At 51.7% G+C, this 16,134-nt stretch carries 16 protein-coding genes; 4 read left to right on the forward strand and 12 right to left on the reverse strand.

What is annotated here, in order from left to right; all coding sequences use genetic code 11:
* Nucleotides 1-36 precede the first annotated feature (36 nt).
* The 5 genes from AB9F27_RS14180 to AB9F27_RS14200 all read right to left on the reverse strand — a co-directional run bounded on the left by AB9F27_RS14180 (nucleotide 37) and on the right by AB9F27_RS14200 (nucleotide 5,867).
* On the reverse strand, nucleotides 37-912 hold the full coding sequence (locus AB9F27_RS14180) for an ABC transporter permease (protein ID WP_335585744.1): 876 nt from the start codon (nucleotides 910-912) through the stop codon (nucleotides 37-39).
* Between the two features lie 65 nt (nucleotides 913-977).
* Nucleotides 978-1,760, reverse strand: coding sequence for an ABC transporter ATP-binding protein (locus AB9F27_RS14185; RefSeq protein ID WP_335585745.1), 783 nt, complete (start codon nucleotides 1,758-1,760; stop codon nucleotides 978-980).
* 68 nt (nucleotides 1,761-1,828) lie between these two features.
* Entirely contained in the window at nucleotides 1,829-3,289 is a 1,461-nt protein-coding gene (gene hydA, locus AB9F27_RS14190) for a dihydropyrimidinase (RefSeq protein WP_335585746.1), read from the reverse strand.
* Nucleotides 3,290-3,325: 36 nt separating this feature from the next.
* Nucleotides 3,326-4,576 carry a Zn-dependent hydrolase gene (locus AB9F27_RS14195; protein WP_335585747.1) on the reverse strand — a complete coding sequence of 417 codons (1,251 nt, stop codon included), beginning with the start codon at nucleotides 4,574-4,576 and terminating at the stop codon, nucleotides 3,326-3,328.
* A gap of 10 nt (nucleotides 4,577-4,586) precedes the next feature.
* On the reverse strand, nucleotides 4,587-5,867 hold the full coding sequence (locus tag AB9F27_RS14200; protein ID WP_335585794.1) for an aspartate aminotransferase family protein: 1,281 nt from the start codon (nucleotides 5,865-5,867) through the stop codon (nucleotides 4,587-4,589).
* A gap of 298 nt (nucleotides 5,868-6,165) precedes the next feature.
* Between AB9F27_RS14200 and AB9F27_RS14205 the strand changes: the two genes are divergently transcribed.
* Nucleotides 6,166-6,789, forward strand: coding sequence for a TetR family transcriptional regulator C-terminal domain-containing protein (locus AB9F27_RS14205; RefSeq protein ID WP_335585748.1), 624 nt, complete (start codon nucleotides 6,166-6,168; stop codon nucleotides 6,787-6,789).
* Nucleotides 6,790-6,841: 52 nt separating this feature from the next.
* On the opposite strand, the gene preA is transcribed toward AB9F27_RS14205, so the two are convergent.
* Entirely contained in the window at nucleotides 6,842-8,140 is a 1,299-nt protein-coding gene (gene preA / locus AB9F27_RS14210) for an NAD-dependent dihydropyrimidine dehydrogenase subunit PreA (RefSeq protein WP_335585749.1), read from the reverse strand.
* A gap of 3 nt (nucleotides 8,141-8,143) precedes the next feature.
* The gene (locus AB9F27_RS14215; RefSeq protein ID WP_335585750.1) at nucleotides 8,144-9,484 is read right to left on the reverse strand and encodes an NAD(P)-dependent oxidoreductase; all 1,341 of its coding nucleotides are present in this window, start codon (nucleotides 9,482-9,484) and stop codon (nucleotides 8,144-8,146) included.
* A gap of 395 nt (nucleotides 9,485-9,879) precedes the next feature.
* On the opposite strand from AB9F27_RS14215, the gene accB reads away from it, so the two are divergent.
* The 3 genes from accB to aat are packed head-to-tail and all read left to right on the forward strand — an operon-like array spanning nucleotide 9,880 to nucleotide 12,424.
* Nucleotides 9,880-10,362 carry an acetyl-CoA carboxylase biotin carboxyl carrier protein gene (gene accB / locus AB9F27_RS14220; RefSeq protein ID WP_039002528.1) on the forward strand — a complete coding sequence of 161 codons (483 nt, stop codon included), beginning with the start codon at nucleotides 9,880-9,882 and terminating at the stop codon, nucleotides 10,360-10,362.
* Between the two features lie 10 nt (nucleotides 10,363-10,372).
* Nucleotides 10,373-11,719, forward strand: a complete 1,347-nt coding sequence (gene accC, locus AB9F27_RS14225) for an acetyl-CoA carboxylase biotin carboxylase subunit (protein WP_335585751.1) — start codon at nucleotides 10,373-10,375, stop codon at nucleotides 11,717-11,719.
* A gap of 54 nt (nucleotides 11,720-11,773) precedes the next feature.
* Nucleotides 11,774-12,424, forward strand: a complete 651-nt coding sequence (gene aat, locus AB9F27_RS14230; RefSeq protein WP_335585752.1) for a leucyl/phenylalanyl-tRNA--protein transferase — start codon at nucleotides 11,774-11,776, stop codon at nucleotides 12,422-12,424.
* On the opposite strand, the gene AB9F27_RS14235 is transcribed toward aat, so the two are convergent.
* The 5 genes from AB9F27_RS14235 to AB9F27_RS14255 form a co-directional block, all read right to left on the reverse strand.
* A complete protein-coding gene (locus AB9F27_RS14235) occupies nucleotides 12,352-12,873 on the reverse strand; it encodes a DUF2155 domain-containing protein (RefSeq protein WP_335585753.1) in 522 nt (173 codons plus the stop codon). The two genes, aat and AB9F27_RS14235, sit on opposite strands and share 73 nt — an antisense overlap.
* Complete coding sequence (gene mlaD, locus AB9F27_RS14240; RefSeq protein ID WP_335585754.1) at nucleotides 12,870-13,319, reverse strand: outer membrane lipid asymmetry maintenance protein MlaD; 450 nt, start codon at nucleotides 13,317-13,319, stop codon at nucleotides 12,870-12,872. Before mlaD ends, AB9F27_RS14235 begins: the two co-directional genes overlap by 4 nt.
* A 2-nt stretch (nucleotides 13,320-13,321) precedes the next feature.
* Entirely contained in the window at nucleotides 13,322-13,696 is a 375-nt protein-coding gene (locus AB9F27_RS14245) for an NADH:ubiquinone oxidoreductase subunit NDUFA12 (protein WP_335585755.1), read from the reverse strand.
* Nucleotides 13,697-13,862: 166 nt separating this feature from the next.
* Complete coding sequence (clpX, locus tag AB9F27_RS14250; RefSeq protein WP_039002609.1) at nucleotides 13,863-15,128, reverse strand: ATP-dependent Clp protease ATP-binding subunit ClpX; 1,266 nt, start codon at nucleotides 15,126-15,128, stop codon at nucleotides 13,863-13,865.
* 159 nt (nucleotides 15,129-15,287) lie between these two features.
* The gene (locus AB9F27_RS14255) at nucleotides 15,288-15,908 is read right to left on the reverse strand and encodes an ATP-dependent Clp protease proteolytic subunit (protein WP_039002536.1); all 621 of its coding nucleotides are present in this window, start codon (nucleotides 15,906-15,908) and stop codon (nucleotides 15,288-15,290) included.
* Nucleotides 15,909-16,134 lie beyond the last annotated feature (226 nt).

The raw sequence follows: 16,134 nt of genomic DNA on the forward strand, positions 1-16,134 counted from the left end.
CCGCAGCCCAAAAAAGCAGTACAGAAACGATCCAAATCATTGCGTCATCCCCATTCTACGCAACGTGACGCGTTGTAAAAAATCAATAAATCCAACGAGACAGGCCGCCATAACCGCTGCCGAAAACAAAGCGCTCCAAATTTGGATGGTCTGCCCGTAATAACTCCCCGTCAACATTCGGCCGCCGAAACCACGCAACGGGCTGGATGAAAGTTCCGCTACAATCGCGCCGATCAGCGCCGCAGCAATCCCGATTTTCAGACTTGTAAAAAAGTAGGGCATCGAGTTTGGGAGGCGCAATTTCCAAAACGTCTCAGCCCCACTGGCATTGTAGGTTTTCATTAGATCAAGTTGCATATTATTGGGTGCACGCAGTCCCTTCACCATGCCAACAACGACCGGAAAAAACGACAAATAGGCTGCAATAATGGCCTTGGGCAACAGTCCCTGCACCCCGATAGAGTTCATAACGACCACGATCATCGGCGCGATGGCAAGGATCGGAATAGTTTGGCTAGCGATCGCCCACGGCATAACGCTCATATCCATCGCCTTGTTGTAGACGATGCCCACGGCCAATAGAATTCCACCGATGGTGCCGATGGCGAAACCAACCAACGTTGAACTCAAAGTAATCCACCCGTGATAAATCAAGCTTCGTTTAGACATACCCTTGCCCTCAAGCACCATTGCGCCCGTAGTTTTCCAGATTTCTTGCGTCACTTGATGGGGAGCCGGGAGCTTGGGCCGGTCTTGGGCCATTGTATCCGCGACGATTTCGTTCAACGTAAGCTCAACATTTGCACGCCGCGCTTGGTCTTGCGTCCAAGTTTTGTTCATTTGGTAAGTTCCAAAATACCAAACAACAATGATTGCCGTTACAACCGTCAATATTGGAAAAATGCTACGCATAAGAGAATTTCCCTTCCAATATCGCACTGATTTGCCAGTCGATGTTCGAAAATAACAAGCCCACATCAATCATCGCTATGACCTGCACGTAAGCCTTCCCGCACCCGATGTGCAATTTCGATAAACTCGGGACTTTCACGAATGTCCAGCGGCCGTTCTTTGGGCAGCGTACTTTCAATGACGTCAGCAATGCGTCCGGGCCGCGGACTCATAACGACGATCTTGGTGCTCAGATACACGGCTTCCGGAATCGAGTGCGTAACAAAGCCAATTGTTTTGTTGGTTCGCGCCCAGAGCTTTAGCAACTGTTCATTCAAATGATCTCGCACGATCTCGTCTAAAGCACCAAAGGGTTCATCCATCAGCAAAATATCGGCGTCAAACGCAAGGGCCCTCGCGATACTCGCGCGCTGTTGCATACCACCCGATAACTGCCACGGAAATTTATTGCCAAAATTCGCCAACTCAACAAGTTCGAGTACTTTCTCGACCTTCTCATTTTGCTCAGACTTAGAAAACCCCATGATTTCAAGGGGCAGTCGGATATTCCCCGCGATAGTTCGCCACGGATAAAGGCCCGCCGCCTGAAAAACAAACCCGTAGGCGCGCTTCTGACGTGCTTCCTCCGCACTCATTCCTTTGACGGTCAATTCCCCAGCCGACGGCGTCTCAAGAGCAGCAATCGTACGTAAAAACGTAGTTTTCCCGCACCCCGACGGTCCGATGAAGCTAACAAAATCGCCTTGGTTGATCTTAAGGCTAATATCCTTTAGCGCGTGGACTGGACCATCGTTTGTTTGAAATGTCAGGTCCAGATTTTTAGCTTCTATTACAGTTGCTTGGCTCACGCCGTCCCCCTTGAGATTGCCGGTTTTCCGGTCATTTTTGTACGTGCCGACACTGCCGGCACGTTGATTTAGATTCCCGCAGGAATGTTCATTGGATCCCTTTTAATTGTGCGTGGAGAGTTGAGTTCTTTCCACTTACTCAAGGCTTTTGAAGCGCTCGAGAAGGCCGGCCTTGGTACAAAGCGCCCGCGACCGGGTTGAGGCTGGCTATTCTGCCCCCATGCCCAAATAACTTCGCCACGGCTCAATGTATACCGACTTTGCGCTTTAACATCGAACCCTTCAAACACGTTGTAATCCAAGACAGAATGGTGATTGGCTTGGCTTATTGTTTTTGAAATCTTCGGATCCCAAACAACGATATCCGCGTCGGCCCCTTCCATTATCGCCCCTTTTTTCGGATATATATTGAGGATTTTTGCAATGTTTGTAGAGGTTACGGCCACAAATTCATTGGGGGTCAAGCGGCCCGTTTCAACGCCCTCTGTCCAGAGAACAGCAAGCCGTTCTTCCACCCCATTTGAGCCGTTCGGAATGAGGCAAAAGTTATCTTTCCCCATCAGTTTTTGTTCTGAATTAAAGGCCGCATGGTCCGTCGCGACTACTTGCAATGACCCACTCTGAAGACCCGCCCAAAGGCTGGCTTGATGCTCTTTATTACGGAACGGCGGGCTCATTACGCGCCGCGCCGAATGCATCCAATCGCCTTTGAAATACTCACTTTCGTCCAATGTCAGGAATTGAATCAACGGCTCGCCGTAAATCCGCATACCTTTTTGACGCGCCCGACGAATGGCCTCATGGGCCTGCTCACAAGAAACATGGACAATATAGAGCGGCGTTCCCGCAGCATCGGCAATCGTTATCGCACGATTTGCCGCTTCGCCCTCAAGTTCTGGCGGACGCGAATAAGCGTGCCCTTCTGGGCCCGTGATGCCTTCGGCTAGGTATTTTTTCTGAAGGATATCAACGATATCGCCGTTCTCGGCATGCACCATCGGCAGCGCACCAAGCTCCTTGCAGCGCTGGAAAGATGCAAACATTTCGTCGTCTTCCACCATCAATGCGCCCTTATAGGCCATGAAGTGCTTGAACGAATTGACGCCCATATCAACCGCGTCTTTCATCTCGCGGTGGATGTCTTCATTCCAGCCCGTGATCGCCATATGATAGCCGATGTCGGAACAAATTTGCGGTGCGGATTTGCGGTGCCACTCGTTGATCGCGTTTTTTATCGAGCCATCAGGGCCGGGCAAGCAGAAATCAACCAACATCGTGGTGCCACCGGCCGCCGCGGCCCATGTTCCACTCTCAAAAGTCTCCGCCGCCGTCGTGCCCATAAAGGGCATCTCAAGATGGGTATGCGGATCAATCCCGCCGGGGATCACGTAAGCCCCTTCCGCATCAATATATGTGTCGCCCGAGAGGTTTTCGCCTATCTGTTTGATGGTCTCGCCCTCAATCAGAACATCCGCCTTCCACGTGCGATCCGCAGTGCAAACGGTTCCGTTTTTGATGACTTTGGTCATAGCATTTTTCCTTCCAATGACAGCGAGACGTGCAGATTACTCAACAATCTCAGCTGTTTCCAAAACGGCGTGCAGCAGAACATCTGTTCCTGCGGTCGCCCATTCCTGTGATATTTCTTCGGCCTCATTGTGAGAAAGGCCATCAACACAGGGGCACATAACCATCGCGGTCGGTGCCATTCTGTTGATCCAACAGGCGTCATGCCCTGCACCAGAGATCAGGTCGCGATGTGAATACCCCAAGCGCTCAGCGGCATTGCGAACGGCCGTTACGCAGGTTTCATCAAAGGTAACAGGATCAAATCCACCCGTTTTTTCAAACGAAACCCCAAGGCCCATTTCGTCACAAATTGCTTGCGCCCCTTCGCGCAGACGCGCTTCCATATCTTGGATGACTGCGAGGTCGGGCGAGCGGAAATCGACGGTGAAAACCACTTTTCCCGGAATCACGTTGCGCGAATTTGGATAGACATCAATGTGGCCCGCCGCGCCAACCGCATGGGGCGCATGCGACATTGCAATTTGGTTCACCAATTCAAGAACATGCGCCAAACCCAACCCCGCATCACGGCGCATCGGCATCGGAGTCGATCCCGTGTGAGAATCTTTGCCTGTGATGGTAACTTCGGTCCAAGAGAGCCCCTGTCCGTGGGTCACGACGCCAATGGTTTTTCCTTCGGTCTCAAGGATTGGCCCCTGCTCAATGTGCAACTCAAAGAACGCATGCATTTTCCGCGCGCCGACGTCTTCGTCACCGCGCCATCCGATCCGCTTCAACTCGTCGCCGAACGTTTTGCCCTCGGCATCTTCGCGCTCGTACGCCCACTCTTGAGTGTGCATTCCCGCGAAAACTCCGCTCGATAACATGGCGGGCGCATAACGCGTGCCCTCTTCGTTGGTCCAGTTGGTAACCACGATTGGGTGTTTGGTTTTGATCCCCAAATCATTCATCGTGCGGAGGAGTTCCAACCCGCCAAGAACGCCTAGAACCCCATCGTATTTTCCACCTGTCGGCTGCGTATCCAAGTGACTGCCGACATAAACCGGCAGCGCATCGGGGTCCGTTCCTTCCCTCTGCGCAAACATATTTCCCATCTGATCAAGGCCCATCGTACAGCCAGCATCCAAGCACCATTTCTGGAACAACGCGCGCCCTTCACCGTCCTCATCCGTTAGGGTCTGACGATTATTTCCGCCAGCAATACCCGGTCCGATTTTTGCCATATCCATGAGACTTTCCCAAAGACGCTCGCCGTTAATTTTGAGGTTTTCACCTGGTGCTGCCATGGATATATCCTTAATCTAAAGACTTAAGAACGTCCGATAACGTCCCGATAAGTTTATCAATATGTTCTTTTTCAATAATCAGCGGTGGGCTCAAAGCGATGATGTCACCCGTGGTCCGAACGAGAACTCCCTTATCATAAGCCTTCAAGAAAGCATCAAACGCGCGCTTGGTCGGCTCGCCCGGAATTGGCTCCAATTCCACCGCGCCAATCAAGCCCATGTTGCGAATATCAATCACATGCGGCAACCCCTTCAGACTGTGCAATGCTTCCTCCCAATAGGGAGCCATATCCGCAGCCCGTTTGAACAGTTCTTCCTCGCGATAGGTTTCAAGCGTCGCCAAACCCGCAGCACAGGCCACCGGATTTCCCGAATAGGTATAGCCATGGAAAAGCTCAATCACATGCTCGGGACCGGTCATGAACGCGTCGTGAATTTCAGAAGTAGCCAGAACGGCGCCCATCGGAATCACACCATTCGTCAATCCCTTAGCACAGGTAATCAAATCGGGTGTAACACCAAAATGCTCCGCGCCAAAACTTGAGCCAAGGCGCCCAAATCCCGTGATAACTTCGTCGAAAATCAGGAGGATACCGTGTTTTTTTGTAAGTGCGCGCAGCCGCTCGAGGTATCCCTTGGGCGGCATATACACACCCGCCGACCCTGACATAGGCTCAACAATGACAGCTGCAATTGTGTCTGCACCATGCAATGCGATCATCCGTTCAAGGTCATCCGCAAGCTCAACGCCATGCTCTGGCTGGCCCTTGGTCCAAGCATTCTTCTCGGGCAAATGAGTATGTGGAAGGTGCAAAACACCATTCAAAAGGGTGCCAAACATCCGGCGATTGTTCACAAGTCCGCCGACGGATATCCCACCGAAGTTCACCCCGTGATAGCCTTTTTCGCGCCCCACCAACCGTGTACGTGTGCCTTGCCCAATGGTGCGCTGATAGGCCAGCGCAATTTTGAGTGCAGTCTCAACCGACTCCGAACCGGAATTGGTGTAAAAGACGTGATTGAGTCCGTCAGGTGCCATATCCCGAAGAGTACTCGCCAATTCAAACGCTTTCGGGTGGCCCATCTGGAAAGCCGGAGCATAGTCCATTTCGGCGACTTGCTTTTGAACCGCTTCAGTTATTTTAGGCCGCGCATGACCCGCGTTACAACACCACAAACCCGCAGTTCCGTCCAAAACCTGTTGACCATCAGATGTCGTATAATACATTCCCTCGGCGGCAACAAAAAGGCGCGGAGCCTTCTTAAATTGGCGGTTGGCCGTAAATGGCATCCAAAAAGCGGATAGGTCGTTTGGAATAATTGTGTGATCGTTTGCCACTGTGGCCTCCCTAGGCGGGCATGTTATTTAGCATCCCGCCACCCAAAATAGTTTGACCATTTGGTCAATCTTACGCTAACAGAGGTGAGAAACCAGTCAAGTTTTTCGACCAGTTTTCACGCAGAATTCCTATAGGAATGGCAGGTTTCTGGGAAATAAACAAATAAATTGGCACATTTTTGAGCAGGCCGTTAAAAGCGGCACAGACGATTCCAAAATCGGCGCGAGAGTTCCGAGAGATGAGGCCGAAATGAACAGCAAGCAACCAAAGACACGAATCCAGCAAAAAAACATCTCATTGATTCTTGAGGCCGCTTTGGACGTTTTTTCCCAGTACGGTTTTCGAGGATCGACGCTGGACCATATCGCGAAAACCGCGGGTATGAGCAAACCGAATTTACTCTACTATTTTGCCTCCAAGGAGGCCATCCATACGACTTTGCTTGAGGGCCTCATGGAAACATGGCTCGACCCGTTGTACAAATTAAATGCTGAGGGAAATCCTCGCGACGAAATTCTTGCATATGTTCATCGAAAGCTGCAAATGAGCCGAGATTTTCCGCGCGAAAGCCGACTGTTTGCCAATGAAATACTACAAGGGGCTCCGCGAATTGGACCCGCAATTGAGGGCGAGCTCAAAAGTCTTGTCGACGAAAAATCTTTGGTGATTGATGGCTGGATTGCCGCGGGGAAAATCGCCCCCGTGGATCCACGCCACCTTTTGTTTTCGATCTGGTCCCTGACTCAGCATTATGCCGATTTTGACGTACAGGTGCGTATGGTTTTAGGCGAAGAACGGCCCGACCCGTTTCCGGATGCTGAGGCCTTTCTGGACACCATCTTTACACGGGTTCTGTCCCCTACTCAAACATAAAGGGCCCCGAAAAACAACGAGGCCCCATATTCAATGCTTTTGATATTACCTGTTATTCTGCTGCGAACGACGGGTTGTTGGGGTGTTGTGTCCAGTTGGAATACCCACCGGCTTTCTCGCCCGTCCGCTCGTCAATCGCGCCATCTTCGAGCGTTGTCATCGTGATGCAGTTTTCGACAGGACACACATTAACGCAAAGGTTGCACGCCACGCATTCGCTGTCGTCCACCGTGAAAACACGATCTTCGGACATTAAAATTGCTTGGTGGCTTGTGTCTTCGCAAGCTGCGTAACACCGACCACATTTAATACAATCGTCTTGGTTGATGACTGCTTTTGTGACGTGGTTCAGGTTGAGATACTGCCAATCAGTTACATTCGGCACAGCCATGCCAACGAAATCTGCGGTATTGGTGTGGCCCTTCTCATCCATCCATTCGCTCAGACCTGAAATCATCTCTTCGACGATTTTAAAACCGTAAGTCATAACGGCCGTACAGACCTGAACATTGCCAGCACCAAGTGCCATAAATTCGGCCGCATCGCGCCAAGTGGTAATGCCGCCGATTCCCGAAATTGGCAAACCCGCCGTTTCGGCATTACGGGCGATTTCCGCAACCATATTCATCGCAATCGGCTTCACCGCTGGACCGCAGTATCCGCCGTGTGTGCCTTTGCCATCGATCATGGGCTCAGGGCTCATTGCATCAAGATTGACGCTGGTGATGGAATTGATCGTATTGATTAGACTCACCGCATCCGCGCCGCCTCTGCGCGCGGCTTCCGCAGGCTTGCGCACGTCAGTGATGTTGGGTGTGAGCTTCACAATCACAGGCATACGGGTGTTTTGTTTGCACCACCGTGTGACCATTTCGATGTATTCTGGCACCTGCCCAACAGCCGAGCCCATTCCGCGCTCCGCCATCCCATGGGGGCAGCCAAAGTTGAGTTCAATTCCATCCGCACCCGTTTCTTCGACAACGGGTAGGATAGCTTTCCACGCGTCTTCTTCGCAAGGCACCATGAGGGATACGATCATCGCGCGGTCGGGATAATCCCGCTTTACCGCTTTGATTTCACGAAGGTTTGTCTGCAAAGGACGATCGGTAATCAGCTCGATATTATTGAGACCGAGCAAACGGCGATCCGCTCCGAAAATAGCGCCATACCGTGGGCCGTTTACGTTCACAACAGGCGGCCCTTCGGAACCGAGTGTTTTCCAGACAACCCCGCCCCAACCGGCCTCAAAGGCACGGCGAACGTTGTATTCTTTGTCGGTTGGCGGAGCTGAGGCCAGCCAAAATGGGTTGGGTGATTTGATGCCAACGAAATTGCTTGTTAGATCGGCCATGACTTAGGCACCTCCCATCAAAAATGTATGAATGTCTTCTGCGGCATCGCGCCCTTGGGCGACCCCTGTGACAGTAAGATCATCGCCGCCACTCGCGCAATCTCCGCCAGCCCAAATTCCCGCAATGTTTGTTGCGCCCGTTTCCGAGGTTTGGATTTTGCCGCCCGCCATTGCGATACCCTCTGGGGTTTCGATTAGCGTTTGGCCGATGGCTTTGAATACTTGATCCGCGGGAACGGTGAAAACCTCCCCCGTCCCTTGCAATGCGCCGCGCTCCGAGGTGGTATATTCAAACTCAACGCCCGACGCGGCGCCATTTCCAAGCACGGCTTTAGGTTGCGCGTTGTAGATAATCCGAACGCCTTTGGCCGTTGCCAATTCTTGCTCATAAACACTTGCGCTCATGGCTTCTTTACCACGGCGATAAACCATTGTGACGTTCTCCGCCCCCAATAGTTTGCTTTGGACTGCGGCGTCGACAGCGGTCATCCCGCCGCCGATCACCACAACATTGCGGCCAACGGGAAGGGCAGAAAGATCATCTGCTTGGCGCAAATCTGAAATAAAATCAACGGCATCCAAGACACCATCTTTGTCTTCCCCTGGCGCACGAAGAGCGTTTACTCCCCCAAGACCAATACCAAGGAACACAGCATCATACTCCGCGCGAAGGGTTTCGAGCGCAAGGTTTCCTCCCAAGGCCTTCCCTGTTTTAACGGTAATTCCGCCGATCTCCAAAAGCCACGCGACCTCGCGTTCTGCGAACTCGTCAACGGATTTATAGGCGGCAATCCCAAATTCATTTAACCCACCAGCTTTAGCGCGCGCGTCAAACAGGGTCACATCATGCCCCTTCATCGCCAACCGATGCGCTGCGGCCAAACCCGCTGGTCCGGCTCCAACAACGGCAACTTTTTTGCCCGTCGCCGCAGCCCGTACATAGGGATGAACACCCTTTGCCATCAACGTATCTGTTGCAAATCGCTGCAAACGGCCGATTTCGACAGGTTTCCCCTCGGCGGTTTCGCGCACACAAACTTCTTCACAAAGCGTTTCCGTCGGGCAGACCCGAGCGCACATTCCGCCCAGAATGTTTTGATTAAAAATTGTTCTCGCTGCTGCGTCGGGTGTTCCCGTGGCAATCTGGCGAATGAACAATGGAATATCGATGCTCGTCGGACAGGCGGTCATACATGGAGCGTCATAACAAAAATAGCAGCGATCTGCCGCAACTGCGGCCTCATGGACCTCAAGAGGCGCGTGAAGATCGGAAAAATTCTCGTTGTAGTCCGTGTCTGACAACCTTCCCGAAGCGATTCCGGGGGTAAACTGGCTGTTCGGCATAGGTGCCTCCCTGCTGGCGTGTTTGATATCCAGAGCGTTGCACATGTTTTAGCACTTTCAAAGCAATTTATTGACTAAATGGTCAAAAAATAAAATGCCGCTCTAAAAATGATTATAAATCAAGCAAACTTCCAGTATAAATGCGGCAGAATCTCGTGGCATCACGGTGCCAAGAGCAGAGTTTGGGTCCATTCACTCCATAGAATTCTTCTAACAACCCTGAAATTCTGCCTCCGCTACAACTTCTGTAACAAAATCTTGAGTTTTCGCTCTCGTAAGGTCAAGAATTGTTGTAGGAATGCTTTTCTATCACTTGGCAACTGGCTATAAGCGTCTAAAACACAATTTGGCATGTTGCTGCCAAAGAAGCGGTAACGGAAAACATCGAGGACGGCATGACAAAAAATCACGATTCAGATGTGGCATTCATTAAGGCCCTTGCAGAACTTCTAAATGAAAACGATCTCACCGAGCTGCATGTCAAACGCGAGTATGGCGACGACGATTGCTTGAATGTTCGTGTTAGCAAACAAACCAATGTTGTTGCCGCCGTTGCAGCCGCCCCCGTTGCAGCCCCTGCTGCGGCTGTGGCTTCTGCACCCGCATCCGCTCCTGCGGTCGTCAGTGAAGATCCGTCTGACCATCCCGGCGCGGTGCCTTCACCCGTTGTTGGAACCGCTTATATGGCGGCCGAACCCGGTGCAGCTAATTTCGTAAGTGTGGGTAGCAAAGTTACCGAAGGCGACACATTAATGATCATCGAAGCGATGAAAACAATGAACCATATTCCTTCCCCTGCGTCCGGCACGGTTAAGCGGATTTTGATCACCGACGGCGACGCCGTTGAGTATGGCCAACCATTGATGATCATCGAATAAGGCGCGCCCTATGTTTGAAAAAATTCTAATCGCCAACCGTGGAGAAATCGCGCTACGCGTGATCCGCGCTTGTCGCGAGATGGGGATCAAATCGGTCGCCGTCCATTCCACTGCGGACTCAGACGCCATGCATGTGCGCATGGCCGACGAAGCAATCTGTATTGGCCCCCCTTCCAGCACCGACAGCTATCTCAATGTGGCGGCGATCATTGCGGCGTGTGAAATCACGGGCGCTCAAGCGATCCACCCCGGCTATGGCTTCCTGTCTGAAAACGCGGCATTCGTGCAAGCTCTCGAAGACCATGACATCGCGTTTATCGGCCCAACGTCGGAACACATTCGCACGATGGGCGACAAAATTACCGCCAAAGAGACCATGCTAAAACTTGGTGTGCCATGCGTTCCTGGCTCAATCGGGGGCGTCCCTGATTACGAGACCGCGCAAAAAGTTGCAAACGAAGTTGGTTACCCGGTGATCATCAAGGCAACAGCGGGCGGTGGTGGCCGTGGCATGAAACTTGCCAAATCCGCAGCCGATCTCGAAGTTGCCTTCCGCACAGCCCGCTCTGAAGGCAAATCGGTGTTTGGCAATGACGAAGTCTATATCGAAAAATATCTCGGCACGCCGCGTCACATCGAAATCCAAGTCTTTGGCGACGGCAAAGGCCAAGCCGTGCATTTGGGCGAGCGGGATTGTTCGCTCCAACGTCGCCATCAGAAAGTTTTTGAGGAAGCCCCCGGCCCGAGCATCACCCAAGAGTTGCGGGACAAAATCGGTAAAGTTTGCGCTGACGCCTGTGCGCGGATCAATTACGTTGGCGCGGGTACAATCGAATTTCTCTACGAAAATGGGGAGTTCTATTTCATAGAAATGAACACCCGCCTTCAAGTTGAGCATCCGGTCACCGAAGCCATTTTTGGCATTGATCTGGTGCGTGAGCAAATTCGGGTAGCTTCAGGCCTTGAAATGTCCTTTGGCCAAGACGACCTTGTCATTAACGGTCACGCGATTGAGGTGCGGATTAACGCCGAACGCCTACCGAATTTCGCCCCGTGCCCTGGGCGTATCACGCAATTCCACGCGCCGGGTGGCTTGGGGGTCCGTATGGATAGCGCACTTTATGACGGCTATACGATCCCCCCATATTACGACAGTTTGATTGGCAAATTGATCGTCCACGGGCGTGATCGCCCCGAAGCGCTCGCACGTCTGCAGCGGGCCTTAGGCGAGCTGATCGTCGATGGCGTCGCAACCACCTTGCCGCTGTTTGACATGCTCCTCGCGGAGGAAGACATCCAAACGGGGAATTACGACATCCACTGGCTTGAACGCTGGCTCGAAGCAAACCTTTCTTGAGAATCACACGCCTGCCCTTATTCGGGTGGGCGTTTTCATATGCTGAGACTGGGAATGTCTGACCCTTTAACGCCAGAAATATTGCTCAATGGCTACGCGTCTGGCGTATTCCCGATGGCTGAAAGCCGCGAAAACCCTGATATATTTTGGGTCGACCCACACCGCCGTGGCGTTATTCCGCTCGACGGGTTTCACATTTCACGCAGTTTGGCGCGTACCTTGCGAACCTCGTCGTTCGACATTCGAATCAACAGCGATTTTTCTGGAACGGTTGCGGCATGCGCGGATCGAGCGGAGACATGGATCAATGCCGAAATTTTTGATCTCTACCAAGAACTGCATCGATTGGGTTTTGCGCATTCAATCGAAGTTTGGGACACCCACACCCTTGTCGGCGGGGTTTACGGCGTCACATTAGGGGGAGTATTTTTTGGAGAAAGCATGTTCTCACGTCGCCGTGACACCTCAAAAATCGCTCTGGCCTATCTAGTAGACAGGCTTTGTCGGTGCGGTTTCACCCTATTTGACACACAATTTGTCACGCCCCATCTGCTCTCACTCGGAGCACAGGAAATTCCAAGAGAAACCTACCGGAAACGCTTATTTTCTGCGCTCCGAGTCGATGCGAATTTCTACTCAGCAGGAGCGATATCGTCGCCCGAAGACGTTTTGCAATGCAACACCCAGACGTCATACCGCGAGTGATCCAAAGCATTGAGCGCAGGAGCGGACCCAATCATCCAGCCCTCAAAAACGATTTCACCCTGCAGGCGATCTTCAATAGTCAGATAGGCGAATGCATCACCAGAGGGATTGTCCTGCGGGTAACGACACTCTTTTAAAGTGACGAGCAATGGACCGACCATAAAGCTTTCGCCTGTCGCCAGTTCAAAGTCCTGAAGCTCAGTACTCACCCTATCCAACCCGCGCAGAACAGCGCCCGTACCTTGAGACACCTGCTCGACGGATTCAATCTCAACGCTTTCTAGAAAAGGATCGCCGTTGGAATTTAGGACGTCTAGGCTGCGGTTCTCAGTCGTGATGCCAATGATCCCCAACTCTTCGTCAAAGGACGGCAAAGGCTCTTCAATAATGGTCTGAGCAAACGCCGGCATTGCGCAAAAAGCCAAAACGGCACACAGAGAGCGGGTCATTCTGCGCCGCTCCCGGAGACAAATTTCATCAACAACGATATGAGACTGACTGCACCTTGTGTATCTTCAATTTCGGCACCGGCTTGGAAGTTCGAAAGCGATCCGCCGGGACTGACTTCAACGAAATTGCCGCCCAACAAACCCTCTGAGGCAATAGTTATGGCACTATCATCCGGCAGTTGGATACCATCGAAGAGCGTTATTTCAGTGTCCGCGAAAAATGTCTGCGTGTTCAAGGCCATTTTGGTGACGGATCCGATTTTTACACCGGCAAGACGCACGTCTGAGCCAACGGTAATACCTTCTGCGGAACGAAAGCTTGCAGACAATTCATAGCCAGCGCGGCTACTTCCAAATCCAGTTGCTTGTCCTGCAAAGATCAGAAACCCTGTAGCAACAACCAAAACGGCACTGCCCACTATGATTTGAGCTGGAGAATCGCTCATTGTTATTCTGGCTGCCAAGCTTCGTAATCTGCGCGACTCGCAGGTGAAGCTTGTCGCAGCGACCCTGTCGGCGCATAAGCCGCGAGCGTGCCTGTTGTGTTCTTTTGGTGGGGTTTCTCCCAAACCTTATGGGTCAAAGGCGCATCGGTCGGCGTGTCGTTCCATGTGAAATGCAGCCAACCATGCCAATCTGGCGAAACTTTGCTCGCTTCGATATCGCCGTTAAAGATGACCCACCGTTTGGAGCCGTCCTTGTTCTTGTAAAATAAATTACCAGCGGCATCTTCGCCAACTTTGATCCCTTTGCGCCACGTAAATACACGTGTCCCCAAAGTTTCTCTGTTCCACCATGTGATCAAGCTGAGAATAAAGCGCATAGGAGTCTCCGAAAATCGTTGGGGTAGATATGCCGCAACTCGCGCCTGAGGTCTAGTCCATACGCGCGAAGGTAAGGCAATTTGCCGCTGAAGCCAATTTATCAGGTATCTAGCGGTTAAATAGTTCTGGGAAAGAGATACTCCTCTTCCCAGAACTCGAGTTTCATTAGCCCGCGCTTACGGGCTCAGCTTTTTCATCACCATGGACCAAAAGAGGCGACGCGTCGCTTAAGACAGCTTCTTCGTTTACAACCACTTCCGTTACGCTGCCCATATCTGGGAGTTCGTACATTGTATCCAGAAGGATTTCTTCAAGAATGGACCGAAGCCCCCGCGCGCCCGTTTTGCGTTTGATGGCGCGACCGGCGATAGCTTTGAGGGCGTCGTCGGTGAACTTCAATTCCGCGTTTTCAAGTTCAAACAACAGCTGATATTGTTTGACCAGCGCATTTTTAGGCTTGGTCAAAATCGTCACCAGCGCATCCGCGTCAAGATCCTCAAGAGTTGCAATCACAGGCAGGCGCCCGACAAACTCAGGGATTAAACCGAACTTTAAAAGGTCTTCTGGCTCCAACTCTTGGAAAATCTCCCCAACACCCCGATTGTCGTTATTGCGGACATCGGCACCGAATCCCATCGCGCTACCTTTACCACGGGCAGCAATGATCTTGTCGAGGCCGGCAAACGCGCCGCCACAGATGAACAGAATATTAGTGGTATCGACCTGCAAAAATTCTTGCTGTGGGTGCTTACGCCCCCCTTGTGGAGGCACGGAAGCAACCGTCCCTTCCATAATTTTCAGAAGCGCCTGCTGTACACCCTCGCCCGACACATCGCGAGTGATCGACGGATTGTCAGATTTGCGTGTAATTTTATCGACTTCGTCAATATAGACGATGCCACGTTGCGCGCGTTCAACATTGTATTCGCTGGCCTGAAGCAATTTAAGGATGATGTTCTCGACATCTTCCCCGACATAGCCCGCTTCGGTCAAGGTTGTGGCGTCCGCCATGGTGAACGGAACGTCCAAAATGCGTGCAAGTGTTTGCGCGAGCAAGGTCTTCCCGCAACCCGTTGGGCCAACCAACATAATGTTGGACTTTGCAAGTTCGATGTCGCCTGTACCACCGGAGTGGTTCAAACGTTTATAGTGGTTATGCACAGCAACGGCGAGCACACGCTTTGCGTGCGCCTGGCCAATAACATAATCATCAAGAACTTCACAAATATCACTCGGTGTCGGAACGCCATCCGTGGCTTTCAGACCGCTAGACTTGGTCTCTTCGCGGATGATGTCCATGCAAAGTTCAACACATTCATCGCAAATAAAGACCGTTGGTCCTGCAATAAGTTTACGAACCTCATGCTGACTCTTTCCACAGAAAGAACAGTAAAGTGTGTTTTTGCTGTCGCCAGTCGTCGTTTTTGCCATGGTGATCCTTTGTTTGATCTCTGGTGGCCGCATTGCGCCCAGTCAAACCGTAATAAACGTTGTTTAGGCTGCCTTAGGCCCTAGCTTAGGACAGCCAATTTTCTTGTACAACGGCAAAATCATTGTGCCGTTAACGCATCGGTAGAAACCAACGCGCCCTTATGCGTCGCTTTTTTCGCGATTCTCAACGATCTCATCAATGAGACCCCAGTCTCTAGCTTCTTCTGCAGACATGAAATTATCACGCTCAAGCCCGTCGACGACGGTCTTCATATCTTGACCTGTATGTTTGACATAAATGCCATTCAAGCGGTCCTTGAGTTTTTGTGTTTCCTGAGCATGGATAAGAATATCCGTCGCCTGCCCTTGGTATCCGCCCGAAGGTTGGTGCACCATGATACGGCTGTTGGGCAGAGAATAACGCATGCCTTTGGTGCCCGCCGCAAGCAAAAGTGACCCCATAGAAGCCGCTTGCCCAATGCACAATGTACTCACTTTGGGTTTGATGTATTGCATCGTGTCATAAATCGACAATCCAGATGTCACCACGCCGCCGGGGCTGTTGATATACATCGAGATTTCTTTCTCGGGGTTTTCGGCCTCAAGGTGCAAAAGCTGGGCCACAACAAGCTGACTCATCCCGTCGTGCACGGGGCCATTTACGAAAATAATCCGCTCTTTGAGCAAGCGGGAGAAAATGTCATAGGCGCGCTCGCCGCGACTCGTTTGCTCGACCACCATGGGCACGAGGTTCATATACGTCTCAACTGGGTCGTTCATATTTGCCTGCCTACTCTTTGCGTCTTCACGTCAACGCGGATCCACTTAGCTTAGAAGTAGTAATAGTCCCAACAGGGACCTGCAAGGGCTGCCCTGTCACTTTACCGCGCGAAGGTTGTAATTGCCCTGATAAAGGGAAAATCTTATCAAAATGGTAATATTCGATAAAATGTGAAGGAAATTTTATACTTTCCCACCTGTTGCCCCCTTCGCTTTGCTCTGGCAT

The sequence above is a fragment of the Falsihalocynthiibacter sp. CO-5D18 genome, assembly GCF_041205445.1.
Taxonomy (GTDB): Bacteria; Pseudomonadota; Alphaproteobacteria; order Rhodobacterales; family Rhodobacteraceae; genus Falsihalocynthiibacter; species Falsihalocynthiibacter arcticus.

What these genes read in the sequence shown, in the direction of transcription:
- AB9F27_RS14195 (WP_335585747.1), bottom strand. Translation starts at nt 4,576, where the DNA reads ATGGCAGCACCAGGTGAAAACCTCAAAATTAACGGCGAGCGTCTTTGG.
- AB9F27_RS14255 (WP_039002536.1), bottom strand. Translation starts at nt 15,908, where the DNA reads ATGAACGACCCAGTTGAGACGTATATGAACCTCGTGCCCATGGTGGTC.
- aat (WP_335585752.1), top strand. Translation starts at nt 11,774, where the DNA reads ATGTCTGACCCTTTAACGCCAGAAATATTGCTCAATGGCTACGCGTCT.
- accB (WP_039002528.1), top strand. Translation starts at nt 9,880, where the DNA reads ATGACAAAAAATCACGATTCAGATGTGGCATTCATTAAGGCCCTTGCA.
- accC (WP_335585751.1), top strand. Translation starts at nt 10,373, where the DNA reads ATGTTTGAAAAAATTCTAATCGCCAACCGTGGAGAAATCGCGCTACGC.
- hydA (WP_335585746.1), bottom strand. Translation starts at nt 3,289, where the DNA reads ATGACCAAAGTCATCAAAAACGGAACCGTTTGCACTGCGGATCGCACG.
- preA (WP_335585749.1), bottom strand. Translation starts at nt 8,140, where the DNA reads ATGGCCGATCTAACAAGCAATTTCGTTGGCATCAAATCACCCAACCCA.
- AB9F27_RS14205 (WP_335585748.1), top strand. Translation starts at nt 6,166, where the DNA reads ATGAACAGCAAGCAACCAAAGACACGAATCCAGCAAAAAAACATCTCA.
- AB9F27_RS14180 (WP_335585744.1), bottom strand. Translation starts at nt 912, where the DNA reads ATGCGTAGCATTTTTCCAATATTGACGGTTGTAACGGCAATCATTGTT.
- AB9F27_RS14200 (WP_335585794.1), bottom strand. Translation starts at nt 5,867, where the DNA reads ATGCCATTTACGGCCAACCGCCAATTTAAGAAGGCTCCGCGCCTTTTT.
- AB9F27_RS14245 (WP_335585755.1), bottom strand. Translation starts at nt 13,696, where the DNA reads ATGCGCTTTATTCTCAGCTTGATCACATGGTGGAACAGAGAAACTTTG.
- mlaD (WP_335585754.1), bottom strand. Translation starts at nt 13,319, where the DNA reads ATGAGCGATTCTCCAGCTCAAATCATAGTGGGCAGTGCCGTTTTGGTT.
- clpX (WP_039002609.1), bottom strand. Translation starts at nt 15,128, where the DNA reads ATGGCAAAAACGACGACTGGCGACAGCAAAAACACACTTTACTGTTCT.
- AB9F27_RS14235 (WP_335585753.1), bottom strand. Translation starts at nt 12,873, where the DNA reads ATGACCCGCTCTCTGTGTGCCGTTTTGGCTTTTTGCGCAATGCCGGCG.
- AB9F27_RS14215 (WP_335585750.1), bottom strand. Translation starts at nt 9,484, where the DNA reads ATGCCGAACAGCCAGTTTACCCCCGGAATCGCTTCGGGAAGGTTGTCA.